Annotated in this window: 16 protein-coding genes; 4 read left to right on the forward strand and 12 right to left on the reverse strand. The window is 63.8% G+C overall.

Annotated features, from left to right (window positions below):
* Positions 1-31: 31 nt before the first annotated feature.
* The gene (gene glmS / locus ACRQEG_RS00105; protein WP_234984478.1) at positions 32-2,098 is read right to left on the reverse strand and encodes a glutamine--fructose-6-phosphate transaminase (isomerizing); all 2,067 of its coding nucleotides are present in this window, start codon (positions 2,096-2,098) and stop codon (positions 32-34) included.
* A gap of 353 nt (positions 2,099-2,451) precedes the next feature.
* On the opposite strand from glmS, the gene ACRQEG_RS00110 reads away from it, so the two are divergent.
* Entirely contained in the window at positions 2,452-5,433 is a 2,982-nt protein-coding gene (locus ACRQEG_RS00110; RefSeq protein WP_159455008.1) for a LamG-like jellyroll fold domain-containing protein, read from the forward strand.
* Between the two features lie 513 nt (positions 5,434-5,946).
* Here ACRQEG_RS00110 and ACRQEG_RS00115 read toward each other — a convergent pair.
* The 4 genes from ACRQEG_RS00115 to ACRQEG_RS00130 form a co-directional block, all read right to left on the reverse strand.
* Positions 5,947-6,651 carry a hypothetical protein gene (locus ACRQEG_RS00115; protein ID WP_143231862.1) on the reverse strand — a complete coding sequence of 235 codons (705 nt, stop codon included), beginning with the start codon at positions 6,649-6,651 and terminating at the stop codon, positions 5,947-5,949.
* A 10-nt stretch (positions 6,652-6,661) separates the two neighbouring features.
* Complete coding sequence (locus ACRQEG_RS00120; RefSeq protein ID WP_257960031.1) at positions 6,662-6,796, reverse strand: hypothetical protein; 135 nt, start codon at positions 6,794-6,796, stop codon at positions 6,662-6,664.
* Between the two features lie 463 nt (positions 6,797-7,259).
* On the reverse strand, positions 7,260-7,556 hold the full coding sequence (gene groES / locus ACRQEG_RS00125) for a co-chaperone GroES (protein WP_016443059.1): 297 nt from the start codon (positions 7,554-7,556) through the stop codon (positions 7,260-7,262).
* Between the two features lie 264 nt (positions 7,557-7,820).
* Positions 7,821-8,651: an aldo/keto reductase gene (locus ACRQEG_RS00130; protein ID WP_087070555.1), complete on the reverse strand. Its 831-nt coding sequence runs from the start codon at positions 8,649-8,651 to the stop codon at positions 7,821-7,823.
* A gap of 92 nt (positions 8,652-8,743) precedes the next feature.
* Here ACRQEG_RS00130 and ACRQEG_RS00135 point away from each other — a divergent pair, with 92 nt between their 5' ends.
* On the forward strand, positions 8,744-9,985 hold the full coding sequence (locus ACRQEG_RS00135; RefSeq protein ID WP_087070554.1) for a class I SAM-dependent methyltransferase: 1,242 nt from the start codon (positions 8,744-8,746) through the stop codon (positions 9,983-9,985).
* Between the two features lie 3 nt (positions 9,986-9,988).
* Here ACRQEG_RS00135 and tsaD read toward each other — a convergent pair whose 3' ends face one another.
* The 3 genes from tsaD to ACRQEG_RS00150 are packed head-to-tail and all read right to left on the reverse strand — an operon-like array spanning position 9,989 to position 13,275.
* Positions 9,989-11,029: a tRNA (adenosine(37)-N6)-threonylcarbamoyltransferase complex transferase subunit TsaD gene (tsaD, locus tag ACRQEG_RS00140; RefSeq protein ID WP_087071178.1), complete on the reverse strand. Its 1,041-nt coding sequence runs from the start codon at positions 11,027-11,029 to the stop codon at positions 9,989-9,991.
* An 18-nt stretch (positions 11,030-11,047) separates the two neighbouring features.
* Entirely contained in the window at positions 11,048-12,274 is a 1,227-nt protein-coding gene (locus ACRQEG_RS00145) for an AMP-binding protein (protein ID WP_087070553.1), read from the reverse strand.
* A gap of 23 nt (positions 12,275-12,297) precedes the next feature.
* Positions 12,298-13,275, reverse strand: a complete 978-nt coding sequence (locus ACRQEG_RS00150; protein ID WP_087070552.1) for a 1,4-dihydroxy-2-naphthoyl-CoA synthase — start codon at positions 13,273-13,275, stop codon at positions 12,298-12,300.
* Between the two features lie 118 nt (positions 13,276-13,393).
* Here ACRQEG_RS00150 and ACRQEG_RS00155 point away from each other — a divergent pair, with 118 nt between their 5' ends.
* Both ACRQEG_RS00155 and menD read left to right on the forward strand, forming a co-directional pair.
* Positions 13,394-14,383 (forward strand): o-succinylbenzoate synthase, encoded by a 990-nt coding sequence (locus tag ACRQEG_RS00155; protein ID WP_101595421.1) that lies wholly within the window; start codon positions 13,394-13,396, stop codon positions 14,381-14,383.
* Positions 14,380-16,167 (forward strand): 2-succinyl-5-enolpyruvyl-6-hydroxy-3-cyclohexene-1-carboxylic-acid synthase, encoded by a 1,788-nt coding sequence (menD, locus tag ACRQEG_RS00160; protein WP_244899289.1) that lies wholly within the window; start codon positions 14,380-14,382, stop codon positions 16,165-16,167. Before ACRQEG_RS00155 ends, menD begins: the two co-directional genes overlap by 4 nt.
* Positions 16,168-16,226: 59 nt before the next feature.
* Here menD and ACRQEG_RS00165 read toward each other — a convergent pair whose 3' ends face one another.
* The 4 genes from ACRQEG_RS00165 to tsaE form a co-directional block, all read right to left on the reverse strand.
* Entirely contained in the window at positions 16,227-17,585 is a 1,359-nt protein-coding gene (locus ACRQEG_RS00165; protein WP_087070550.1) for an isochorismate synthase, read from the reverse strand.
* A 68-nt stretch (positions 17,586-17,653) separates the two neighbouring features.
* Positions 17,654-18,271, reverse strand: coding sequence for a GNAT family N-acetyltransferase (locus tag ACRQEG_RS00170; protein WP_087070549.1), 618 nt, complete (start codon positions 18,269-18,271; stop codon positions 17,654-17,656).
* A gap of 19 nt (positions 18,272-18,290) precedes the next feature.
* A complete protein-coding gene (gene tsaB / locus ACRQEG_RS00175; protein ID WP_087070548.1) occupies positions 18,291-19,007 on the reverse strand; it encodes a tRNA (adenosine(37)-N6)-threonylcarbamoyltransferase complex dimerization subunit type 1 TsaB in 717 nt (238 codons plus the stop codon).
* Positions 19,004-19,531 (reverse strand): tRNA (adenosine(37)-N6)-threonylcarbamoyltransferase complex ATPase subunit type 1 TsaE, encoded by a 528-nt coding sequence (tsaE, locus tag ACRQEG_RS00180; protein ID WP_257960033.1) that lies wholly within the window; start codon positions 19,529-19,531, stop codon positions 19,004-19,006. Before tsaE ends, tsaB begins: the two co-directional genes overlap by 4 nt.
* Positions 19,532-19,544: the final 13 nt, after the last annotated feature.

The following is a 19,544-nucleotide window of genomic DNA, read 5'->3' on the forward strand; positions in this document are numbered from 1 at the left end:
GTGACTGGAAAGTGAGCGCGGGGTGGCGCGATTATTCGACCGTCACGGATTTGGCCAGGTTGCGCGGTTTATCAACGTCGTAGCCGCGCACCGCCGCCATCTCCGAGGCGAAAATCTGCAGGGGGATCACGGTGACGAGCGGCATCATGAGGGTGGGCGTGCCGCGGGGTGCCCAGAATACCGAGGTGGCGAAATCGCGCACGGCGTCGTCGCCCTCCTCCGCAACCACAATGGTGCGTGCCCCGCGCGAACGGACCTCTTGCAGATTCGACAGCGTTTTCGCGTGCAGCTCGGGGCGGCGCGGGGTGGGGACGATCACGAAAATCGGCAGGTTGTCGGTCACGAGCGCGATGGGGCCGTGTTTGAGTTCCCCGGCGGCGAAACCTTCGGCGTGCACGTAGGCGATTTCTTTGAGTTTGAGGGCGCCTTCCAGGGCGATGGGGAAACCGACGTGCCGGCCGAGGAAAAGCACCGAGTTTTCGCCCTTGAGTTCGCGGGCCATGGCGCGGATTTGCGGTTCTTGGGCGAGCATTTTTTCCATGCGCGCCGGCATTTTTTCGAGTTCGTCGAGGTAGCCGGTGATTTCGTCGCGGAATTTATTGCCGCGGATTTGGGCCAGGTAGAGCCCGAGCAGGTAGGACGCGGTGATCTGGGCAACGAAGGCCTTCGTGGAAGCCACCGCGATTTCGGGGCCGGCGTGGGTGTAGAGCACCGCGTCGGATTCGCGTGCGATGGTCGAACCGTAGGTATTGACGATGGCGAGGACTTTCGAGCCCTGTTCGCGCGCGTGGCGCACCGCCATAATCGTGTCCATCGTTTCCCCGGATTGCGAAATGGCGACGACGAGCGTCTTCTCCCCCACCACCGGGTCACGGTAACGGAATTCGGAGGCGAGTTCCACCTCCACCGGGATGCGGCACCAATGCTCGATGGCGTAGCGCGCCACCTGCCCGGCGTAGGACGCGGTTCCGGCGGCGATCACGATGATTTTATCGATGGTGCGCAGCACCGCTTCGCTGATGCGCATTTCGTCGAGTTGGAGGGAATCATTGACCACGCGCCCGCGCAGGGTATCGGCGACGGCGCGCGGCTGCTCGTGGATCTCTTTGTCCATGAAGGTGGTGTATCCGCCTTTGACAGCGGCCGAGGCGTCCCAATCCACCGTGAATTCCTTGCCCGCGCGCGGCGAACCGTCGAAGCCGAGGAGCCGCACGGTATCCGCGCTGATTTCCACCACGGTATCCTGCGGGACTTCCAGGGCGCGCTGGGTTTCGGAGATGAAAGCGGCCACGTCGCTACCCAGGTAGTTCTCCCCCTCGCCCAGGCCGATGACCAGCGGGGAGTTCCGCCGGGCCGCCACCACGGTATCGGGGTGATCGCGGTCGATAGCGACGAGCGTGAAGGAGCCGTCAATGATATTCGCGGTAGCGAGCATGGCGCGGAAGAGGGCGGAGCCTAAGCCGGGCTCCGTGGTGGTGGCGGTGCTGGCCGCAGCACCGGCCGCGGCGTCGTCGGAACCGGACTCCGCAACGCTCGCATCAACCGTGGCGCCATCTTGTTCAACCGCAGCATTCGCATCAACCGCGGCGAGCTGCTGGGCGAGGATATGCGCCGCGATTTCCGAATCGGTATCGGAAACGGGCGTAATGCCCGTGGCCGCGAGGCCCTCCGCGAGTTCGCGGTAGTTTTCGATAATGCCGTTGTGGACGATAGCAACCCGGCCATCAAAAGAAACGTGGGGGTGGGCATTGGTATCCGAGGGCGAACCGTGAGTCGCCCAGCGAGTGTGCCCGATAGCCACCTGCGCGGGCGGCAGCGGGGTGTCCTGCAGGGCCTGGCGCAGGTTATCGAGGCGCCCGGCGCGCTTGACCGCACGCAAGCCCTCCGGCCCGGCCACCGCCACCCCGGCCGAGTCATAGCCGCGGTATTCCAGGCGGGCTAGGCCTTCGAGCACCACCTGCAATCCGCGTTGCGTGGCGCCGGTCGAGGCGCCCGTGGTGGCTTCGTTTGTGGCGCTGGTGCCTGCCGTTTCGGCGCCGTTCGTTCTTCTCTGTTCTGCTCGCGAGCGCGGGCCCGCGTACCCAACAATTCCGCACATGGAAGTTAAAGTACTGCGCCGGCGGCTCCGAGAAAAGAGTCAACACCCGCACAGCGCGCACATTTGCGCAGGTCAGACAAATTTCGCTCACGGCCCCCGGGGTCTTTTCGAACGACGACGCAGCTACATGCCTTCCCCGCCACCACACAACCCGAGTGTATTTCACCTCACAAAAAGTTGTCAGACTTTAGGACCAAAAGGCACTTACTCCCGCCCGGCCACGCTCCTAGTATGTTCAGAACAAGAACCGGTGATCTTGTACACGAGCACGGCAACCCCTGGCCTGGGTTGCAGCGGAAGCAATGTCGCGGAAGCTCCGTGCTCAGAACTGTCAAATTCATCGAAAGCGAATAGTGGTGAAACGTTTATACCAATTTATATCTGTTGCCGGTGCGTTACTCCTTACCTTGCCGGGCGGCGGTACCCTCATCGCCCACGCATCACAGGCAGCTACCCCCATTCATAAGTACACCTTCGATACGGATCTCGCGGATTCCGCGGGGCAGCGCAATCCAGATCAGGCACAGGCGCCGCTGGTGGATGGCGTGTCCGGCACTGCCTTGCGGGTGGAGAATGGCCACGGCCTCAGCTTTTCCCAGCCGATATCGATTTCTGAAAATGACCCGTGGTCGGTGAGCTATTGGGTGCGCTCGGATGCAGCACCCCGGGAGCGCACCTCGGTGCTCATGGATAACAAGAAGGATTTTTCTTTCGATCTAAAATTGGCTGCGAACCGCCAGGCTGGATTCCATGTAGGTAAGGGCCGCGGCGATGTGCTGACCTTCAAATACGATTTTTCCGGTGGTACCTGGTATCACCTTGCGTGGACGCAATCGAAAACCGCTGGGATGACGATGTACGTCAATGGCCAGGCTGTTGATAAGAATTCCTGGACGAAGAACCATCGCGTGCTCATCCCCGCGGATGTTATTGGTGGAACTGGTTTCACCGGTGCCATTGACGAACTGGCCGTCTACAACTCCGCGCTGAGCGCTGCTGAGGTGAAAGCTCTCTACGATAAGGAACGGCCGCAGGATTCCGCGCAAGGCAATCCGGACCAGGGAAAGCCGACTCCCGGCCAGCCCGGTCAGCCCGGTCAGCCCGGTCAAGATACCCCCGGCAAGGGCGAGCCCGGCAAAAACGAACCCGCCCAGCCCCAGCTCCCCCTACGCAATACGATCCCGGAATACAAGCTCGATGATGCCAATATCAGCACGGTGATGCGCCAGCCGGGTGGAAATCGCCAGTATTTGGGGCAACCCGATCTGGTGCAAACAAAAACCGGGCGGCTGATTTCCGCGTTCCCGGCCGGGCACGGCAAGGGCCCGCTGGTCATGATGATCTCGGATGATCAGGGGAAAACGTGGACGGAAAAGACCGATACCCCGAAGTCGTGGACGGGTTCGCAGGAAACTCCTACCCTGTATTCCCTCATCCGGGAGGATGGCGCGGAGCGTCTCATGCTTATCACCGCTAATCCGGGGTGGGGTGTTGATAATGCCGGCCACCGTTACGGGTGGAATACCTCCTATTCGGATGACAATGGCGAGACGTGGAGCGAGTACACCAATTTCCACCCGGTGCGTCAGCATGATGGGAAGGATAATGCCGCGATTGTTGCCATGGCTTCCCTGGTGCAATTGCGCGACGACGCCGGCCAGCCAATCCAAAAATGGATGGGTGTCTATCACGATTACGATTTCGTCAATTACAAGACCTACCTCACTTTCGAGGACGGCGTGGAGAAGTGGTCTGATCCGGTTCCCTACCTGGCCGAACACCGCGATATCGAAAAGTCCCATCAAATGTGTGAGATCGGGATGTTCCGTTCTCCGGATGGCAAGCAGATTGTTGGTTTGGCGCGCAGCCAGTCCCATGCACATCTGCCCACGATGATCGTGTCCAAGGATGAAGGCAAGACCTGGTCGAAGCCGGTGGAGCTTCCCGGTTCCCTTGCCGGCGAGCGGCATAAGCCGGCCTATGATCCCGTCTCTGGCCGGGTGGTGGTTCCCATGCGGGAAATCCGCTATGACCTCAATGGCAATGGCCGCCACGATGGTGCCAGTGATTGGAAGGCCGGGAACTGGGTGGCCTGGGTCGGCACCTTCGATGATTTGATGCACCAGCGCCCGGGCCAGTATCGCATCCTGCTGGAGCGGGACTGGTCGAATAATCGTTACGGCGGGGATACCGGGTATACGGGTATCACCGCACTGCCCGATGGCACGTTCATCATGCACTCGTATGGCCACTGGGATAAGGACTTCTCGCATTCCTGGAAGGGAACGGCCGGGCGCGGGTACGATGTGCGCACCGATCTTGCGTATATCAAGCAAGCGAAATTTACCTTGGCCGGCCTTGAGCAATCGGCAGGTATTGCGCAGCAAGATCCAAAACCCACTCCTTCAGTAACGACGACGCCCACCGAGAAACCGGCCCCTTCGCCACAGCCCGTTCCCACGGCCACGCCCACTCCCCCGGTGAAGCCGACGCCAACGACCGAGCCGACGCCTACGGCCGAGCCGACGCCAACAGTAAAGCCAGCGCCTACTGAAAAACCGGATCCGACAGTGCAGCCAACTCCTACGGTGGCCCCAGATCCGACACCGGCGCCTACCCCGAGCACAACTAACGTTCCGGCGAAGCCGGGTAACACCGGCAATACGTTCTATCTATCCAACGATTGGGACTCCATAGCAACCCAACCCGCTTTTTCCTACGGGCGAGCCGGTGACGAAGTCCTGGCCGGGGACTGGAATGGTGATGGTCAGCAAACCTTGGCTGTCCGCCGCGGTAACCAGATCTTCATTCAGAACAGCCTCACCGGTGGAGTGGCCGATGAAGTGATTTCCTTCGGGCGCGCTGATGACACCATCGTGGTTGGTGACTGGGATGGCGACGGTAGGGATACCTTCGCGGTACGCCGCGGCAACCAGGTATTCGTCCTCAACTCGATCCGTTCGGGGGATGCCGACCAGGTATTCAGCTTCGGGCGCGACGGTGATGTGTTGCTCTCCGGTGATTTCGACGGGGATGGCAAGTCCAGCTTCGCTCTCCAGCGTGGGAATGTGTTCTTCGTGAATAACACCCTCGCGGGCGGCAAGGCTGAAACGTCCTTCTCCTACGGCAAGGCCGGTGACCAGATCTTCGTTGGTGATTGGGATGGCGATGGTAAGGATACCTTCGCGGTCCGCCGTGGTAACCAGGTGTTTGTGGCGAACTCGCTCAAGAGCGGGAACGCTGATATCACCTTGCATTATGGCCGGGCTGGTGACCAGATGCTGGTTGGTGACTGGGACGGGGATGGTGTTGATACCCCCATCGTCCGCCGCTAACACAGCACTGTTTGCAACCCGCTAACAAGTAACGCCCGCGGGATCCTGGCCCACCGGCCAGTATCCCGCCCCGGGCAAGCGAAAGGGGAGGCCCCGGAATTTCCGGGCCCTCCCCTTCCTTCATTTCAGCCGGGAAACAAAGTGTGCGCGACAGACAGTTTTCCTCTGTCGTTCTGCCTTGCCGCCGCGTGCTTGCTAAATATCCCCGTACCAGATTACTTATTCTTACCCAAATGCTCGATTCCCTTAGTGATCACAGATGCGACTGCATAGATCCCTAAACATAACATGGCCAAGTAAATCATGTCGGAGTGCCCCATCAGGCTCATAACCGCGAAAATAACGCTGAGCAAGGCGACGATGAGCTCCAAACCGACTAACGCATATTCAACTAGCTGAAGCACTGTTCTTTCACTTCCTCAATCCCAAGCAATTCAGTCCTCAATTCTACCTGTGAAGCACAAGCGCCACCGAAGAGCTGGGAGCCCAGCTACGCCGCAATTAACTGCCGAGCTAACCTCGGTCCTCTTGAGAATGTGGATCTGAGTGCGCATCAGGCTGCTCCGCGCCGTCGGGCTCGGCGCGCGGCGCAATAAAGTTCACGCGATGCGGCCGGAATTCGAAGCCGCCCGGCTTGACCGTAATAATCGGACTGGTGTCCTCCGGTAAGCCGAGCCGCTTGTGGCGCTCGGCCGCTCTGCGCCGAGCTATCTCCCGCCGCTCTATGCGGGTTTCTATAATGAGTTCTTGAAGCGCTTTCTTGGCTTTCAGGGTGGCTTCTCTCTCCTCTGCTATGGTCAAGCCGGATTTCCACTGCCGTATCCCGATCACCTCAATGATCGCGACCGCGGTAGCCAGGCCACCACAGATGAGTGCCTGCCGGGAGTTCCACGTCAGTGCCAGCGTGACAAGAAAATAGACCCCTGCGAAGAACGCAATCCGGCTCAGCGGAGGAAGCCATCCTCCCGGGTGGGGATGATGATACCTTTGCTGTTGCCACAGGTGAGGGATGGTCGAAAGGAATTCAACAGCCACGGTGCTCAGCACCACGATGAGCAGCAGTGCGAAAAAATTCACCTGATGAGGGAGGAACAACCGGCTCAGCGCCAGCGCAATCACAATACCTATTGCGGTCAGCGTGCCAACGATGAGGTGACCGCTCCACGACTGGCGGAAAGGCACCGGCGTCCAATCCGGATCCGGAGAAACACGAACCATGGTTGTCCTTTTAGCCGAAGCATTCGGCTACAACACCCTCTAAACCGAGAAGCACCTCAAGGAAACTAGCACCCTCTTCTCCGATTTCAACGAACGCGCGCTTGTCGAAAATAGCTTCCCAAATTCCTGAAATCGATCCGTACATTCGCCCTCGTTCATTCCCTGTATTCCTTTCGTTGCACCACCGTCTTTGGTGGCGAATTGCCCAGCCCGGAAACGCGGGCGGAGATCTCCATTCAGATACGCCTCCAGTTAACCAGTTATTTCTAGTACCACAACACCGTCATTTGTCGGTATTTCACACTGACGTTCGTCGGTAGAAAAGCATCGTTTCAAGACAGTAGGTTATTGGTACCGCCCAGTTTTCAGTCTTCCCCTGGGTATGAGACCTGTTCCCGATGGCGATCACGATCTGTGGAAATGCCTGTAACCAGAGGTGGCGCACCGGGTTGTGGCAGAGCCGCCGAACGCAAGGTTATGCAAAAACGTGGTGGGGCCGGCCCAAACGAGCCAGCCCCACCACGTACTACGCTGCCGCCGAATCGCGGCGCTACTAGCTACCGCAAAAACGGCGCTGCCTAGCGCTATCTAGCGCTGCCTAGGTGATGTTACTTTTCCACCACGGCGAGCACGTCACGCGCGGAGAGGATGATGAATTCATCCCCGCCGTACTTGACTTCGGTGCCACCGTAGCGGGAGTACACCACAACATCCCCCACTTTGACATCCATGGGAACGCGGTTGCCCTTGTCATCAATACGGCCCGGGCCCACCGCCAGAACGGTGCCCTCCTGGGGCTTTTCCGAAGCGGTATCGGGAACGATCAGACCGGAAGCGGTGGTCGTTTCTGCTTCAGCTTGACGGATAACAACGCGATCCTCAAGCGGCTTAATGGAGACCGACATGCGGCTCCTCCTTACTTCTCAACTCGTGCACTACAAACGCGCTCAGAACCGGGACCCGCCGTCGCGGGGGCCGGGCCCGCACTAAGCACAAGCCGTAGCATGAACTACGTCCGCTATTAAAGGTAAGCCGCACTTAGCACTCAGTCAAGGTGAGTGCTAAGGATTTGCGAAAAGCGAAGTTTCTCGCACGGCGCGCGCTCGTCCGCAGGGCTCCGGGCACTCACACCTACCGCGCCACACCCACGCTCGCGCCGTTTCGCGCGCCTAGTTCACCTCATCGGGATGGGAGCTCACCCGCCCGGCTTCCCCGGCATCCAGCCCGGCAATCGCCTGCATTTCCGCGGCGCTGAGCTCGAAATCGAAGAGGTCGATATTCTCCTCCATACGCGCCCGGTGCGTGGTTTTCGGGAAAACAATATGCCCGCTTTGCAGATGCCAGCGCAACGTGACCTGCGCGGCGGTTTTCCCGTGCGCGCGGGCCGCGGCCGCAATCGGCTCCAGTTCATCAAGCCCGTACTTAGACTGCCCCAGCGGCCCCCACGCCTCGATCTTGATATCGCGCGCGGCGCAATACTGGGAAACTTCGCGTTGCTGGAAACGCGGGTGCAGCTCAACTTGGTTCACGGCCGGTACGACGCCGCCATCAGCCACGATGCGATTGAGATGCGCAGGTTGGAAATTGGATACACCCACCGAACGGACCAACCCGGCCTCCCGGAAGCTCACCAGGTCCTTCCACGCCTCCCCGTACAGCCCCTGCTGCGGTGCCGGCCAGTGAATGAGATACAGATCCACGTAATCAAGCCCCAGTTTCTCCAGGGATTGCGCCAGCGCGGCCGGGGCATCGGCCTGCCGGTCATTCCACAGTTTCGTGGTGATAAAAAGTTCCTCGCGCGGGATACCGGAGGCCGCAATCGCGCGCCCCACCTCGGCTTCGTTGCCGTAAATGGCTGCGGTGTCAATATGCCGATAGCCGGTGGCCAGCGCCTCGCTCACCACGCGCTCTGCCTCCTGCGGCTCCACCAGGAAAACGCCGAAGCCGAGCTGCGGGATGGTGTGCCCGTCGTTCAATGTCAATGTCGGAATATTAGCCATATCACATAGTGTGCCAGGCGCGGGCAGCTCGCGCCAGGCACTCCCCCAGACGCGTTAGGCCCCGCCCGCCCGGGCACGCTAGGCTTGGAAGCGTGGAACAGCTCGACGTCGCCCACTGGCTCACCTCCCCCGCCGGGCAAGCCCTCCTCGCCACCATGCCGGCCCATAACGTGGCCGATGCTTTCAAACTCTCCACCGAACTGCGCGAACGCGGCCTCACCCCCGAGCAAAGCTCCGCTCTGCTCACCCAGACCCGCCTGCGCGATGCCGCCCGCGCCAAATTCGGCGAGCGCGCCACCCGCATGTTCTTCACCGACGCCGGCCTCCAGCAATCCACCCGCGCCAGCGTGGCCCGCCAGCACGCCTCGGTCTTCCAACGTGCCGGCGTGCGCGAAGTGCTCGATTTCGGCTGCGGGATCGGGGCGGATTCCCAGGCCTTCACCGACGCCGGCCTGACCGCCCTGGGAGTGGAGCGTGACCCGGTTACCGCTCATTTCGCGCAGGCTAATGCCGGTTGCGCCGTCGTACCAACAGACGGATACGCCCTGCTCGGTAGCTATGAGAGCCGCGAGGGGCTGTGGCTCGACCCGGCGCGGCGCGATGCGCGGGGCAAGCGGATTTCGCATCCCGAGCACTGGCAGCCGGCGCTCAGCGATGCCATTGCGCTGGCGCGCGAATTCCGGGTGACCGGGATTAAGCTCGGGCCCGGGATTCGCTGGGCGGATTTGCCCGCCGATGCCTTCGTCGATTGGGTGAGCGTGGACGGGGACCTCGTGGAGGCGGTGGCGTGGTTTGGGACGCGCGATCCGGGGCGCGGCGCCACGATCCTCACCGAAAAGCCCCGGCGCGAGGAGGGCGACGACGCCGCCACTTCCGCCACCGGGAACTTGGTCGGCTACTATCGCACCTGGCGCGGGGATCCGAGCCAGTCCGCCGCTTCCCTGCCGGCCCGGCCCCTGGATGCGTACCTGTACGAACCGGATCCGGCGCTTATGCGCGCGGGCGGCCTCGACCAGGTGTGTAGCGATTTTGATTTGGCTCCGATTTCGCCCGGGCTGGCGTATTTAAGCGGCGACGCCGTCGCCTCCCCGCTCCTCGCCCGTTTCAAAATACTGGATGTGCTCCCGCTGCACGCCAAAACCGTGGCTGCCGAGCTGCGCAAACGCGGCGTCGTGCGGGCCGAAATCAAAAAACGCGGAACCGATATTGACCCGGCGCTCTTCCGCAAACAACTCAAGTTGCACAAGAACGCCGGGGACGGCGCCGCCACCGTGATCCTCACCCGGATCCTCGGCGAGCACCGCGCTATCGTCGCCGAACGCGAAGGGTGGTAGGCGCTAGAACGCTACCAGATCGAGGGGCATATTCGTGTCCACCGTTATATCGAGGGGCGACGGCGCCCGCCCGCTGACCGCCACGCTGTACCCGAGGGCAGCAATCATGGCGCCATTATCGGTGCAGTAGCGCAGCGCTGGGATGCGCACGTTGATCCCGCGTTCGGCTCCGCGCTGGGCGGCCAGTTCCCGCAGCCGGGAATTCGCGGAGAATCCCCCGCCCACCACCAGGGTGTCACAGCCCTTATCTTCGCAGGCCCGCAGGGCTTTATCCGTGAGGGTATCGGTAATAGCTTCGGTGAATCCGGCGGCAATATCGGGAACATTGACTTCTTCGCCGCGTTCTTCCAGGCCCTCAATATAGCGGGCCACAGCGGTTTTCAGGCCGGAGAAGGAGAAATCGTAGCGGTGGCGTGCCTTATTTTTCCCGCCTTCCAGGCCGCGCGGGAAGCGAATGGCATCCCGGTTGCCGGTCCTGGAGAGGCGGTCAATATGCGGGCCGCCCGGGTAGGGCAGGCCGAGGAGGCGCCCCACTTTATCGAAGGCTTCACCGGCGGCATCATCCAGGGTGCCGCCCAGCTCCGTCACATCCCCGGCAATATCGCGCACGTGCAGAATCGAGGAATGACCCCCGGAAACCACCAGTCCGATAAAGCTCTCCGGGAAGGGCCCGCTGGCCAGCTGATCCACCGCCAGGTGCCCAATAATATGATTAACGCCGTAGAGCGGAATACCCAGCGCCAAGGCCAGGGATTTCGCCGCGGAAACCCCAACGGTCAGCGAACCGATGAGCCCCGGGCCTGCGGTTACCGCAATCGCATCCAAATCGCCCAGCCCCACGCCGGCCTTCTCCAGGGCCGCGTTCAGGGTGGGGACCATTTGCTGGAGGTGAGCACGCGAGGCAATCTCCGGGATAATGCCGCCGTAGCGGGCGTATTCATCCATAGACGTGGCGGTTACATCCGCCAGCAGCTCGCCGTCGCGTACGATCCCGATCCCCGTTTCATCACACGAGGTTTCGATTCCCAAAACTGTTGTACTCACGCCCGGCAATCTTACTCCTCACTTTTCCCATGTGGGAGTGCGCAGCATCTCCAGCGCGCGCAGGCGATCCACTTTCCCGGAGGCCAGCATGGGGATAGCTGCTTGCACCACCCGGCGCGGCGCGGCGGCCTTCCCCATCCGCACGCGCACGTACTCACGTACCTCCTCCGCGCGCTGCGCGAAAGGGAACTCTGCTTCCAGAATTACTCCCACGATCTGCCCCCAGCGCTCATCCACCACCGGAAGAACTTCCGCGCGCCGCACCCCCGGGAAACTGCACAGCACCTCGCTGACCTGCCGGGCATGCACCTTCACCCCGCCGGAAATGATCACGTCATCCAGGCGCCCCGCGACCTGCACTCTCCCCTCAATAACGCTCCCGGCATCATTCGTCACGTGCCAGCGCCGGCCGCCACTCGTTATAAAAGCCGCAGATTCTGGTTCGTTCAAATACCCTGCGGCCAGCATCGGCCCGGATAATTGCAGCCGCCCGGAGGGCGCGGCCACCTGCACCCCGGGCAGCGGGATACCGTTATAAACGCAGCCGCCCGCGGTTTCCGTCATGCCGTAGGTGGTCACCACCGGGAGCCCCAATGCTCGGGCACGGGTGATGAGCGACGGCGCAGCCGCCGCCCCGCCCACCAATATGGCACGCAAGTTCCTCAAGGCCGTGGTGCCCGCCTGGCCGGATTCCACAATATCGGAGAGCTGGGTGGGAACCACGGATAGGAAGCCGCCCTCCGGCATATCCACCATATCCACGCCGCCATGATCGCGTAGCGATAGCCCGGGTGGGAGCTCCACCGGATAGCTACCGGCCACGCAGGAGCGTGCCACTACCTGGAACCCGGCCACGTGATGCGCGGGGAGGGCCAGCACCCAGCGGCCCCGGCCCCCGAAGAATTCCGCGGTGGCAGCTTCCGAAGCGAGGAAAGCCCGGGCGGAAAGCCCGACCAGGTGCCCCTTCCCCGTGGTGGAACCGGAGGTTTGCAAAATAAAATCAATATCCGGCCGCCAGCGGATCCGCCCCGCCACCGCCGCCGCATCGGCCGCTGCATCCGCGGCCGTAGTCGCATCAACCGCCGAATCCGCCGCTGCATCGGCCGCCGAAGAAGCCAGCGGCATGAGCGGGCGGTGGCTACCGGGTGCTTCCAGCCGCGCCGCTATCGCATCGTATAGCGCGCGTATACCGCTCCGGGAAGGAACAATGAACTCAATATCCTCCGGGCTCAGAACACTGGACATGCGCGAACCTCAACCCGCCTGTTTTAGAAGTAGCGCGGGTAGGGATCCCAATTGGGGCTGCGATGCTCGAGGAAGGCATCCCGGCCTTCCTGGGCTTCCGGCGTCATATAGGCCAAACGGGTGGCTTCACCAGCGAATACCTGCTGGCCGGCGATACCGTCGTCGACCATATTAAAAGCAAATTTGAGCATACGGATGCTTTGCGGTGATTTCGTGGCAATAATACGCGCGTACTCGAGAGCGGTTTCTTCCACCTGCGCGTGCGCCACCGCTTCGTTAATAACACCCCAGGCCGCGGCCTGGTCCGCGCTGTATTCGCGGGCGAGGAAGAAAATCTCGCGAGCGCGCTTGTCACCGGCCTGGCGGGCCAGCAGGGCGCTGCCGTATCCGGCGTCGAAGGAACCCACATTGGCGTCGATCTGCTTGAAGCGGGCGTGTTCGCGGGAGGCGACCGCCAGATCGCAGACCACCATGAGGGAGTGCCCGCCGCCGGTCACCCACCCGGTGAGCGCCGCGATCACCGGTTTCGGGGTGGTGCGGATAAGGCGCTGGAGTTCGAGCACGTGCATGCGGCTGGCTTGGGCGTGGTCGATTTGGGCGCGGCGCTGAGCCACCCCGGCGCTAGAATCCGCGCCGGCCGTTTCGTACTGGTAGCCGTCTGCCCCGCGCACCCGCTGGTCGCCGCCCGAGCAGAAAGCGTAGCCGCCATCGCGCGGGGAGGGACCGTTCCCGGTGAGGATAATGGCGGCCACATCGGAACTCATGCGCGCGTGGTCGAATGCCCGATAGAGTTCGTCCACGGTGAGCGGGCGGAAAGCGTTACGCACATCGGGGCGGTCAAAGGCGATGCGCACCACCGGGAGGTCCTCGCCCGCGGGTCGGCCATCCACCTCCCCGCGGGAAATACCACGATGGTAGGTAATATCTTCAAACTCGAAACCGGGGACCGTGCGCCAGCGCGCGGGATCGAATGTATCTGAAACCGAAGGAAGCATACTCATGGGGGACAGTTTAGCCGGCAGGCGCTAGTATGGGGTCTGTTTCACACTCTCGGCGGCGCGGAGCCACGGCCTAGCGGCCCGGGCCCGCGTGCCGTACCGCGTACTTGTCAACGAGGCCATGCTTACTGAATTAGTCAATCCTTTCCCCGAACTGTCCCGGGTGCTCGCCTATTCGATTCCGCTCAAGCGCCGCTTCCGGGGGATTACCGTGCGGGAGGGACTGCTCCTGGAGGGCCCGGCCGGTTGGGGTGAGGCAGCTCCGTTTTGGGATTATGACCCGCGGGAATCAGCCCCGTGGCTGCGCGCCGGAATCGAGGCGGCCACCCGGCCCTTTCCGCGTCCGCTGCGCAGCCATATCCCCGTGAATGTGACGATCCCGGTCACCACGCCTGCGGATGCAGCCCGGCTGGTTCGCGACGCGGCCGGCTGCACCACCGCGAAAGTGAAAGTTGCCGATCCGCGCTCGACCCTACGCGAGGATTGCGAGCGGGTGGCCGCGGTGGCGGCGGCGCTCGGGCCGGCCGGGAGGGTACGCGTGGATGCGAACGCGGCCTGGGATACCGATACCGCTATCCGGGCCATCACCGAGCTTGACGCGGCGGCCCGCGCGGGCGGGCTGGCCGGGCTGGAATACGTGGAGCAGCCCTGCAAAAAGATCGCGGAGCTGGCCCGGGTGCGCTCCCGGGTTGCCCCCAAAATTGCCGCGGATGAATCGATTCGCCGCGCCAGCGACCCGCTGGCGGTGGCTCGCGCGGGAGCTGCCGATATTGCGGTTATTAAAGTGGCGCCCCTGGGAGGAATCCCGCGCGCGCTCGATGTTGCCCGCGAGTGCGGATTGGACGTGGTGCTTTCTTCCGCCCTGGAGACCTCGGTGGGGATCGCGGCCGGGCTGGCCGCGGCAGCCGCGGTGGATCGCCTCCCCTACGCCTGCGGTTTGGCAACCGTTCAGCTCCTGAGCGCCGATATTGCGAGCGAAGCGAAGCTGCCCCGCGCGGGCATGATTGAATGCGGGAGGGCCGCCGTGGATACCTCGCAGCTCAGTGCGGCACCGGATTTGGTGGCGCGCTGGCAGCGGCGCCTGAGCGAGATGATGGAGTGGTACTCATGAGCATGATGAACGACGACGCAACCCGCGCCGCGGCCCCGCGCACGCTACCGTCAGCCGCCACCGCACCGGCCGCACCGGACCGGGCCGCGCCCGCGGACCCGACCGCCACGCACGCCCGCGATATTATCGGGGCGCTGATCGGTTGCGGGGTGCGCCATATGGTCATCTGCCCCGGTTCGCGCAATGCGCCCCTCACCTACGCGGCAGCTGCAGCGGCGCGCGCCGGCCTGATCACCACCCACGTGCGAGTCGATGAGCGCAGCGCTGGCTTCTTCGCCCTCGGGCTGGCCCGCGGTGAGGTGCTCGCCGCAGAGCCCCTCCCGGTTGCTGTGATCACCACGTCCGGCACCGCCGTCGCCAATCTTCACCCGGCCCTCGCGGAAGCCGATGCCACCGGAATCCCCCTCCTCGCCGTGACCGCGGACCGCCCCGCCTACCTGCGCGGCACCGGAGCGAATCAAACCACCCAGCAGGCCGGAATGTTCGCCACCGTGGTGCGCGCCCAGCTGGATATTCCGGCCTTCGGGGAGGACGGCGCGGTGGTCGCGAACCAGGTGTGGCGCGCGGTCGCCCGGGCGCTCGGCGAGGGCGGGCGCCCCGGCCCCGCACATCTCAATATTTGTTTGGATGGCAATCTTGCCGCGCTTCCCGCTCCCCCGCGGGTATGGCCCGCGCCCCGCCGGATCGCCGCGCCGGCCCCTATGGGTACGGCGGGCACGCCCTGGCCGGAAGTGCTGGACCGGGAGCTCGGCACCGTTATTGTGGCCGGGGATGCTACCGGCAGCGGGGCGGGAATCGTGGCGCTCGCGGGGGCGCTGGGCTGGCCGCTGCTGGCTGAGCCGAGTAGCCCGGCGGCTTACGGGCCCGCGCTCAGCCACTATGTTTATTACCTCACGCACATGCAGGGTATTGAGCAGGTGCTCCTGTGCGGGCATCCCACCCTCTCGCGCCCCGTCACCCAGCTCCTCAAACGCGCCGATATTAATATTGTGGCGGTGGCTGATCGCAGCGGTTACTATTTCGATCCTTTCGGAACGGTTCGCGCCGTGCTACCGGCACTGCCGCCCGCACCTGAAACTACGGGTACGATTCCACCGTTGTGGCGCGCAGCGGAGGAACGGAGCGCCACGATGATAAGCCGACGGCGCAGCCTAGCCGCCCGCACCCCCGGCGCACCTTTCGATCCCCTGCATATTGCCTGCACTATCTGGGATAGTCACAGCGAGCATCCCGAGAGTGCCCCGCTGCTCTTCGTGGGGGCTTCGGCTTCTATCCGGATCCTCGACCGCGCGGCACGCACCCCGGCCCGCCCGCTCCGCGTTCTCAGTAACCGCGGACTGGCGGGGATTGACGGCACCATCAGTTGCGCGCGCGGTCTGGCCACCGCCACCGGGGAACCGGTGCGGGTGCTGCTGGGCGATCTCACCTTCCTCCACGATATGGGCGGCTTGCTCCGCGGGAGCCACGAGCCGGAGGTGGATCTGCAAGTCATTGTCCTCAACGATGCGGGCGGTTCAATTTTCGCTGGCCTGGAGCACGGCGAGCCGCAGCACGCGCAGGATTTCGGGCGTTATTTTGCGACGCCGCAGCGCTGTGACATCGAGTACCTTGCCTACGGTATGGGAGCTGATTATCTGGAGGTGCGCAGCCTTGACCAGCTCGATGATCTCCTGGCGCGCCCGATCCGCGGGGTGTCGGTGGTTGAGGTGCGTACCGATATTCCGGATCTGCGCGCTCGCGATGCGCAGGTGCAAGCGGAAATTAGTGCTGCCCTAGGTGCATAACTCACGCGATGCACGCGCGAAGCACCGCATGAGCTAAGTGCGCCGGCGTGGTGCGGGGCTTAGCGGCTTTCCGCCACCGCGCTCAGCATAGGGAGCATTTTCGCTTCGGTTTCCGCGAATTCTGCCTCCGGGATAGATTGCGGCATAATCCCGCCTCCCGCGTACAGAGTGATGAAGTTTCCGGTGATGTGGCCCCCGCGCAGCGCGATCCCGAATTCGCCGTTGCCGGCCGCGTCCACCCAGCCGACCGGACCGGCATACCGCCCGCGGTCCATATGTTCCACATCGGTGAGAATATCGCGGGCCAGAGCGGTGGGCTGGCCGCACACCGCCGCGGTGGGATGCAAAGCGTAGGCCAGGCCCAGTGCGGAATGCTCGCTGCGCCCACGCACATCGGTCGCTAAATGGCACACGTTCGGGAGCCGGAGCAGCTCCGGTTGCTCGGGAATATCCAGCGAGCTCGCCACGGGAGTAAGCGCGCTGCGCACCGATTCCACCGCGATCTCATGTTCGCGGCGGTCTTTTTCCGAGGCGAGGAGCACCTCCCCCTCATCCGCTGTGGCTGTTCCCGCGAGCACCCGGCAGGAAAACTCCCCCGCCCGGGTGCCAACCAAAAGTTCGGGGGTGGCGCCCACCAGGCCGCGCACCGCGTATATCCAGCAGCTCGGATAGGAACGCGCCAGGTGAGCGCACAGCAGGCGCGGATCGAAATCCCGTTGCGCCCGCAGTTTTTTATCCCGGGCCAGCACAACTTTGTCCGCTTGGCCCGCGCGGAGCATATCGCGCACCGTGGCCACCGCCGTGCACCATTCACTTTCGCTCAGGCTCCCGCCTTCCGAGTGCGTGGCCCCGCAGCCGGGAATGCTCGCTAATGCGGCGCGGCCCGCCGCGCACACCGCCGCCCCGTCCAGGGAGTCCAGGCGCCGAGCCAGCTCCCCGCAATCCACCCCGATCACCCAACTGGCTTCCTTGGTGATCACCAGGAGAGTTTCCGGGATCAGGAGCATTCCGCCCCGGAGAAACCCGAAAGATCCGAAGGCGAGCGGGAGGGCGCAGGGCAGCTCTGCGTCGTCGTACTTCTGCGTATTCTTGTGCCCGGTTCGCGCGGTTCGCGCGTTGTGCCCGTTTCGCTCGGTTTGCCCGGTTTGCCCACTGCGCCGTGCCGCGGCGCTCAGCTGCGCCCAGCGCGCGGCCGCGCGTTCGAGAGTATCCGGGGCCTCGCTTTCTACCGCTACGTATTCGCCCCAGCCGAGGAGCGCCAGGTGCGGGCCGACCCACGCGCTGATATTCGGGGAGGGGGCGAAGCCGAAAAGTTCCGGGCAGATCGGGAGGGGCTGGCGCAGCCGGTGGACCTCAAAGTTTGCATAATCCACAGCATCCGCGCTACCCGTCATATTCGCGCCGCTGCATTCCGCCATCCCCGTTTCCTTTCCGCTTTCACTACGCTGTGCCGGCGGATTCTCCCGCGAGCCCGCAAAGGGATAGTTTAGGCCGAAGCGGCGGCTAATGAACAGCGCATAATCGTGGCGTCGCGCCCGTGATAGTAGCCAGGGCGCCGCCCCACCGCGGTAAAGCCGCGCGAGGCGTAGAGTCCGGTGGCAATCGGGTCGTCCGAGCGGACCTCCAGGAACATGGTTTCCCCGCCCGCGTCGCGCGCCAGGGTCATGAGGTCGTCAAGAAGCGCACCGCCCAGGCCCTGCCCGCGCACCGCCTGCGCCACCGCGAGAGTGAGGATTTCGGCTTCCACTCCCAGGCTCACCCCGCCGGCCGCCAGGATGGGCGGGTGAAGATCGTCAAGCGCATTAATGGAAGGAGCGTTTGGTGTGGCGGCACCGGGCACGGCCGCAGTGGCGCCGTGCTCTACCGAATTTGCGGCAGTGCCCGGGAACACCGCAGCTTCGCCCCGCTCCATCACTTCCCGCGGAGGTTCCACCGTGTAGAGCAGGTAGGCTTCGCTACTGGCCCGCAGCGCCTGCTCCCAGGCCCCGCGCGGCCAGGCTTCCCGCGCGCCAAATTGGGCGGCGTCGAAACGGGCCAGGTCACGCGCCCAGGACGGATCAGCTACCACGCGCCGCATCGGCACATCGCGCCAGTGCCGCGGCATCTCACTCCCCACCACGCGCCTAGCTGCCGAGGTAACCGCTGCCCGCCGGCTGGGCCACGCCCTGCGCGATATCGGGGCGGCGCAAATATTGCGGCTCGGTATCGAGCGCCTCGCCCGCCGCCAACTTCGCGCCCGCGCGCGCCACCATGAGCTCCGGTTCGCATTCCACCACGCGCGCCCCGCTCAGTTCCGGATACATATCCCCATGGGATACGACGACGCTGGTATGTTCGCCGCGCAGCGCAGGTACCTCGGCCGGGCGGATAATGCGGGGGCCATCCGTGACGGTGAGTTCGCCGCGCGCCGCGCTCTGGGCAGCCGGTGCTACTTCTGCGCTCAGCACATACAGTTCCTTACGCCGGGCATCGATAACCGCGAGCGCGCGGGTAGCTCCCTCGCGCAGCGTGCCCAGGGCCCGCACTTCCAGGGAGGAAACGCCGTAGAGGGGCACATCCCAGGCGAAAGCGAGGGTGCGGGCGGTCACCAAGCCGGCACGCAGCCCGGTAAAGGCCCCGGGCCCGGTTCCCGCCACGATGGCATCGGCGCGTTCCACCCCGGCTGCTTCCAGGACTGCCTTGACCATCGGGGTGAGAGTTTCAGCGTGGTGGCGCGAATCCGGGGACACCTCGCGGGCCAGAGTGGCGATCTGCCCGGCGGCGCCGTCGTTCCCAAAATGTTCCACGCGGACCAGGCCCACCACGGATAGGTCGCTGGTATCAATGGTCAAAATATTCATGAAGCATTCTCCTGGTGGTACGAGGCGAGCAGGTCGGCGGCGAGCTGGCGCGAACGCGGGCCGGAAGCGCGCAGGCTGAGGGTGCGGGGCGAATCGACGTACAGGTCGAGCACATCGCTGCCGGCCGCGGCGCCGACGGGCCGTTCAATATCAATATCGAGGCGGTCATTGGTGAGGACCTCGGTTTTGCCTTCGCCCCATTCCACCACGGTGGCGGATTCTTCCAGGGAGGAATCCAGGTCCAGGGCGTCCAGTTCTTCCAGGGAGGTGAGGCGGTAGGCGTCCACGTGGACGAGGTCGGGGCCGCCGGCCCGCGAGCGGTGCACATTGGCGATCACGAACGTCGGGGAGGTGACGCGCCCGCCCACGTTCATGCCTTCCGCGATTCCGCGGGTCATTGTGGTTTTTCCGGCGCCCAGCGGCCCGTTGAGCATGATGAGGTCGCCGCCGCGCAGGAGCTTTCCGAGGGCGCAGCCAACGGCGTGCATCGCCTCGGCGTCCTCAATAAGGATCTTCTCAGTCACCGTGCTATTCTAC

The organism is Actinotignum stranguriae, from assembly GCF_051265215.1.
GTDB classification, from domain to species: Bacteria; Actinomycetota; Actinomycetes; order Actinomycetales; family Actinomycetaceae; genus Actinotignum; species Actinotignum schaalii_C.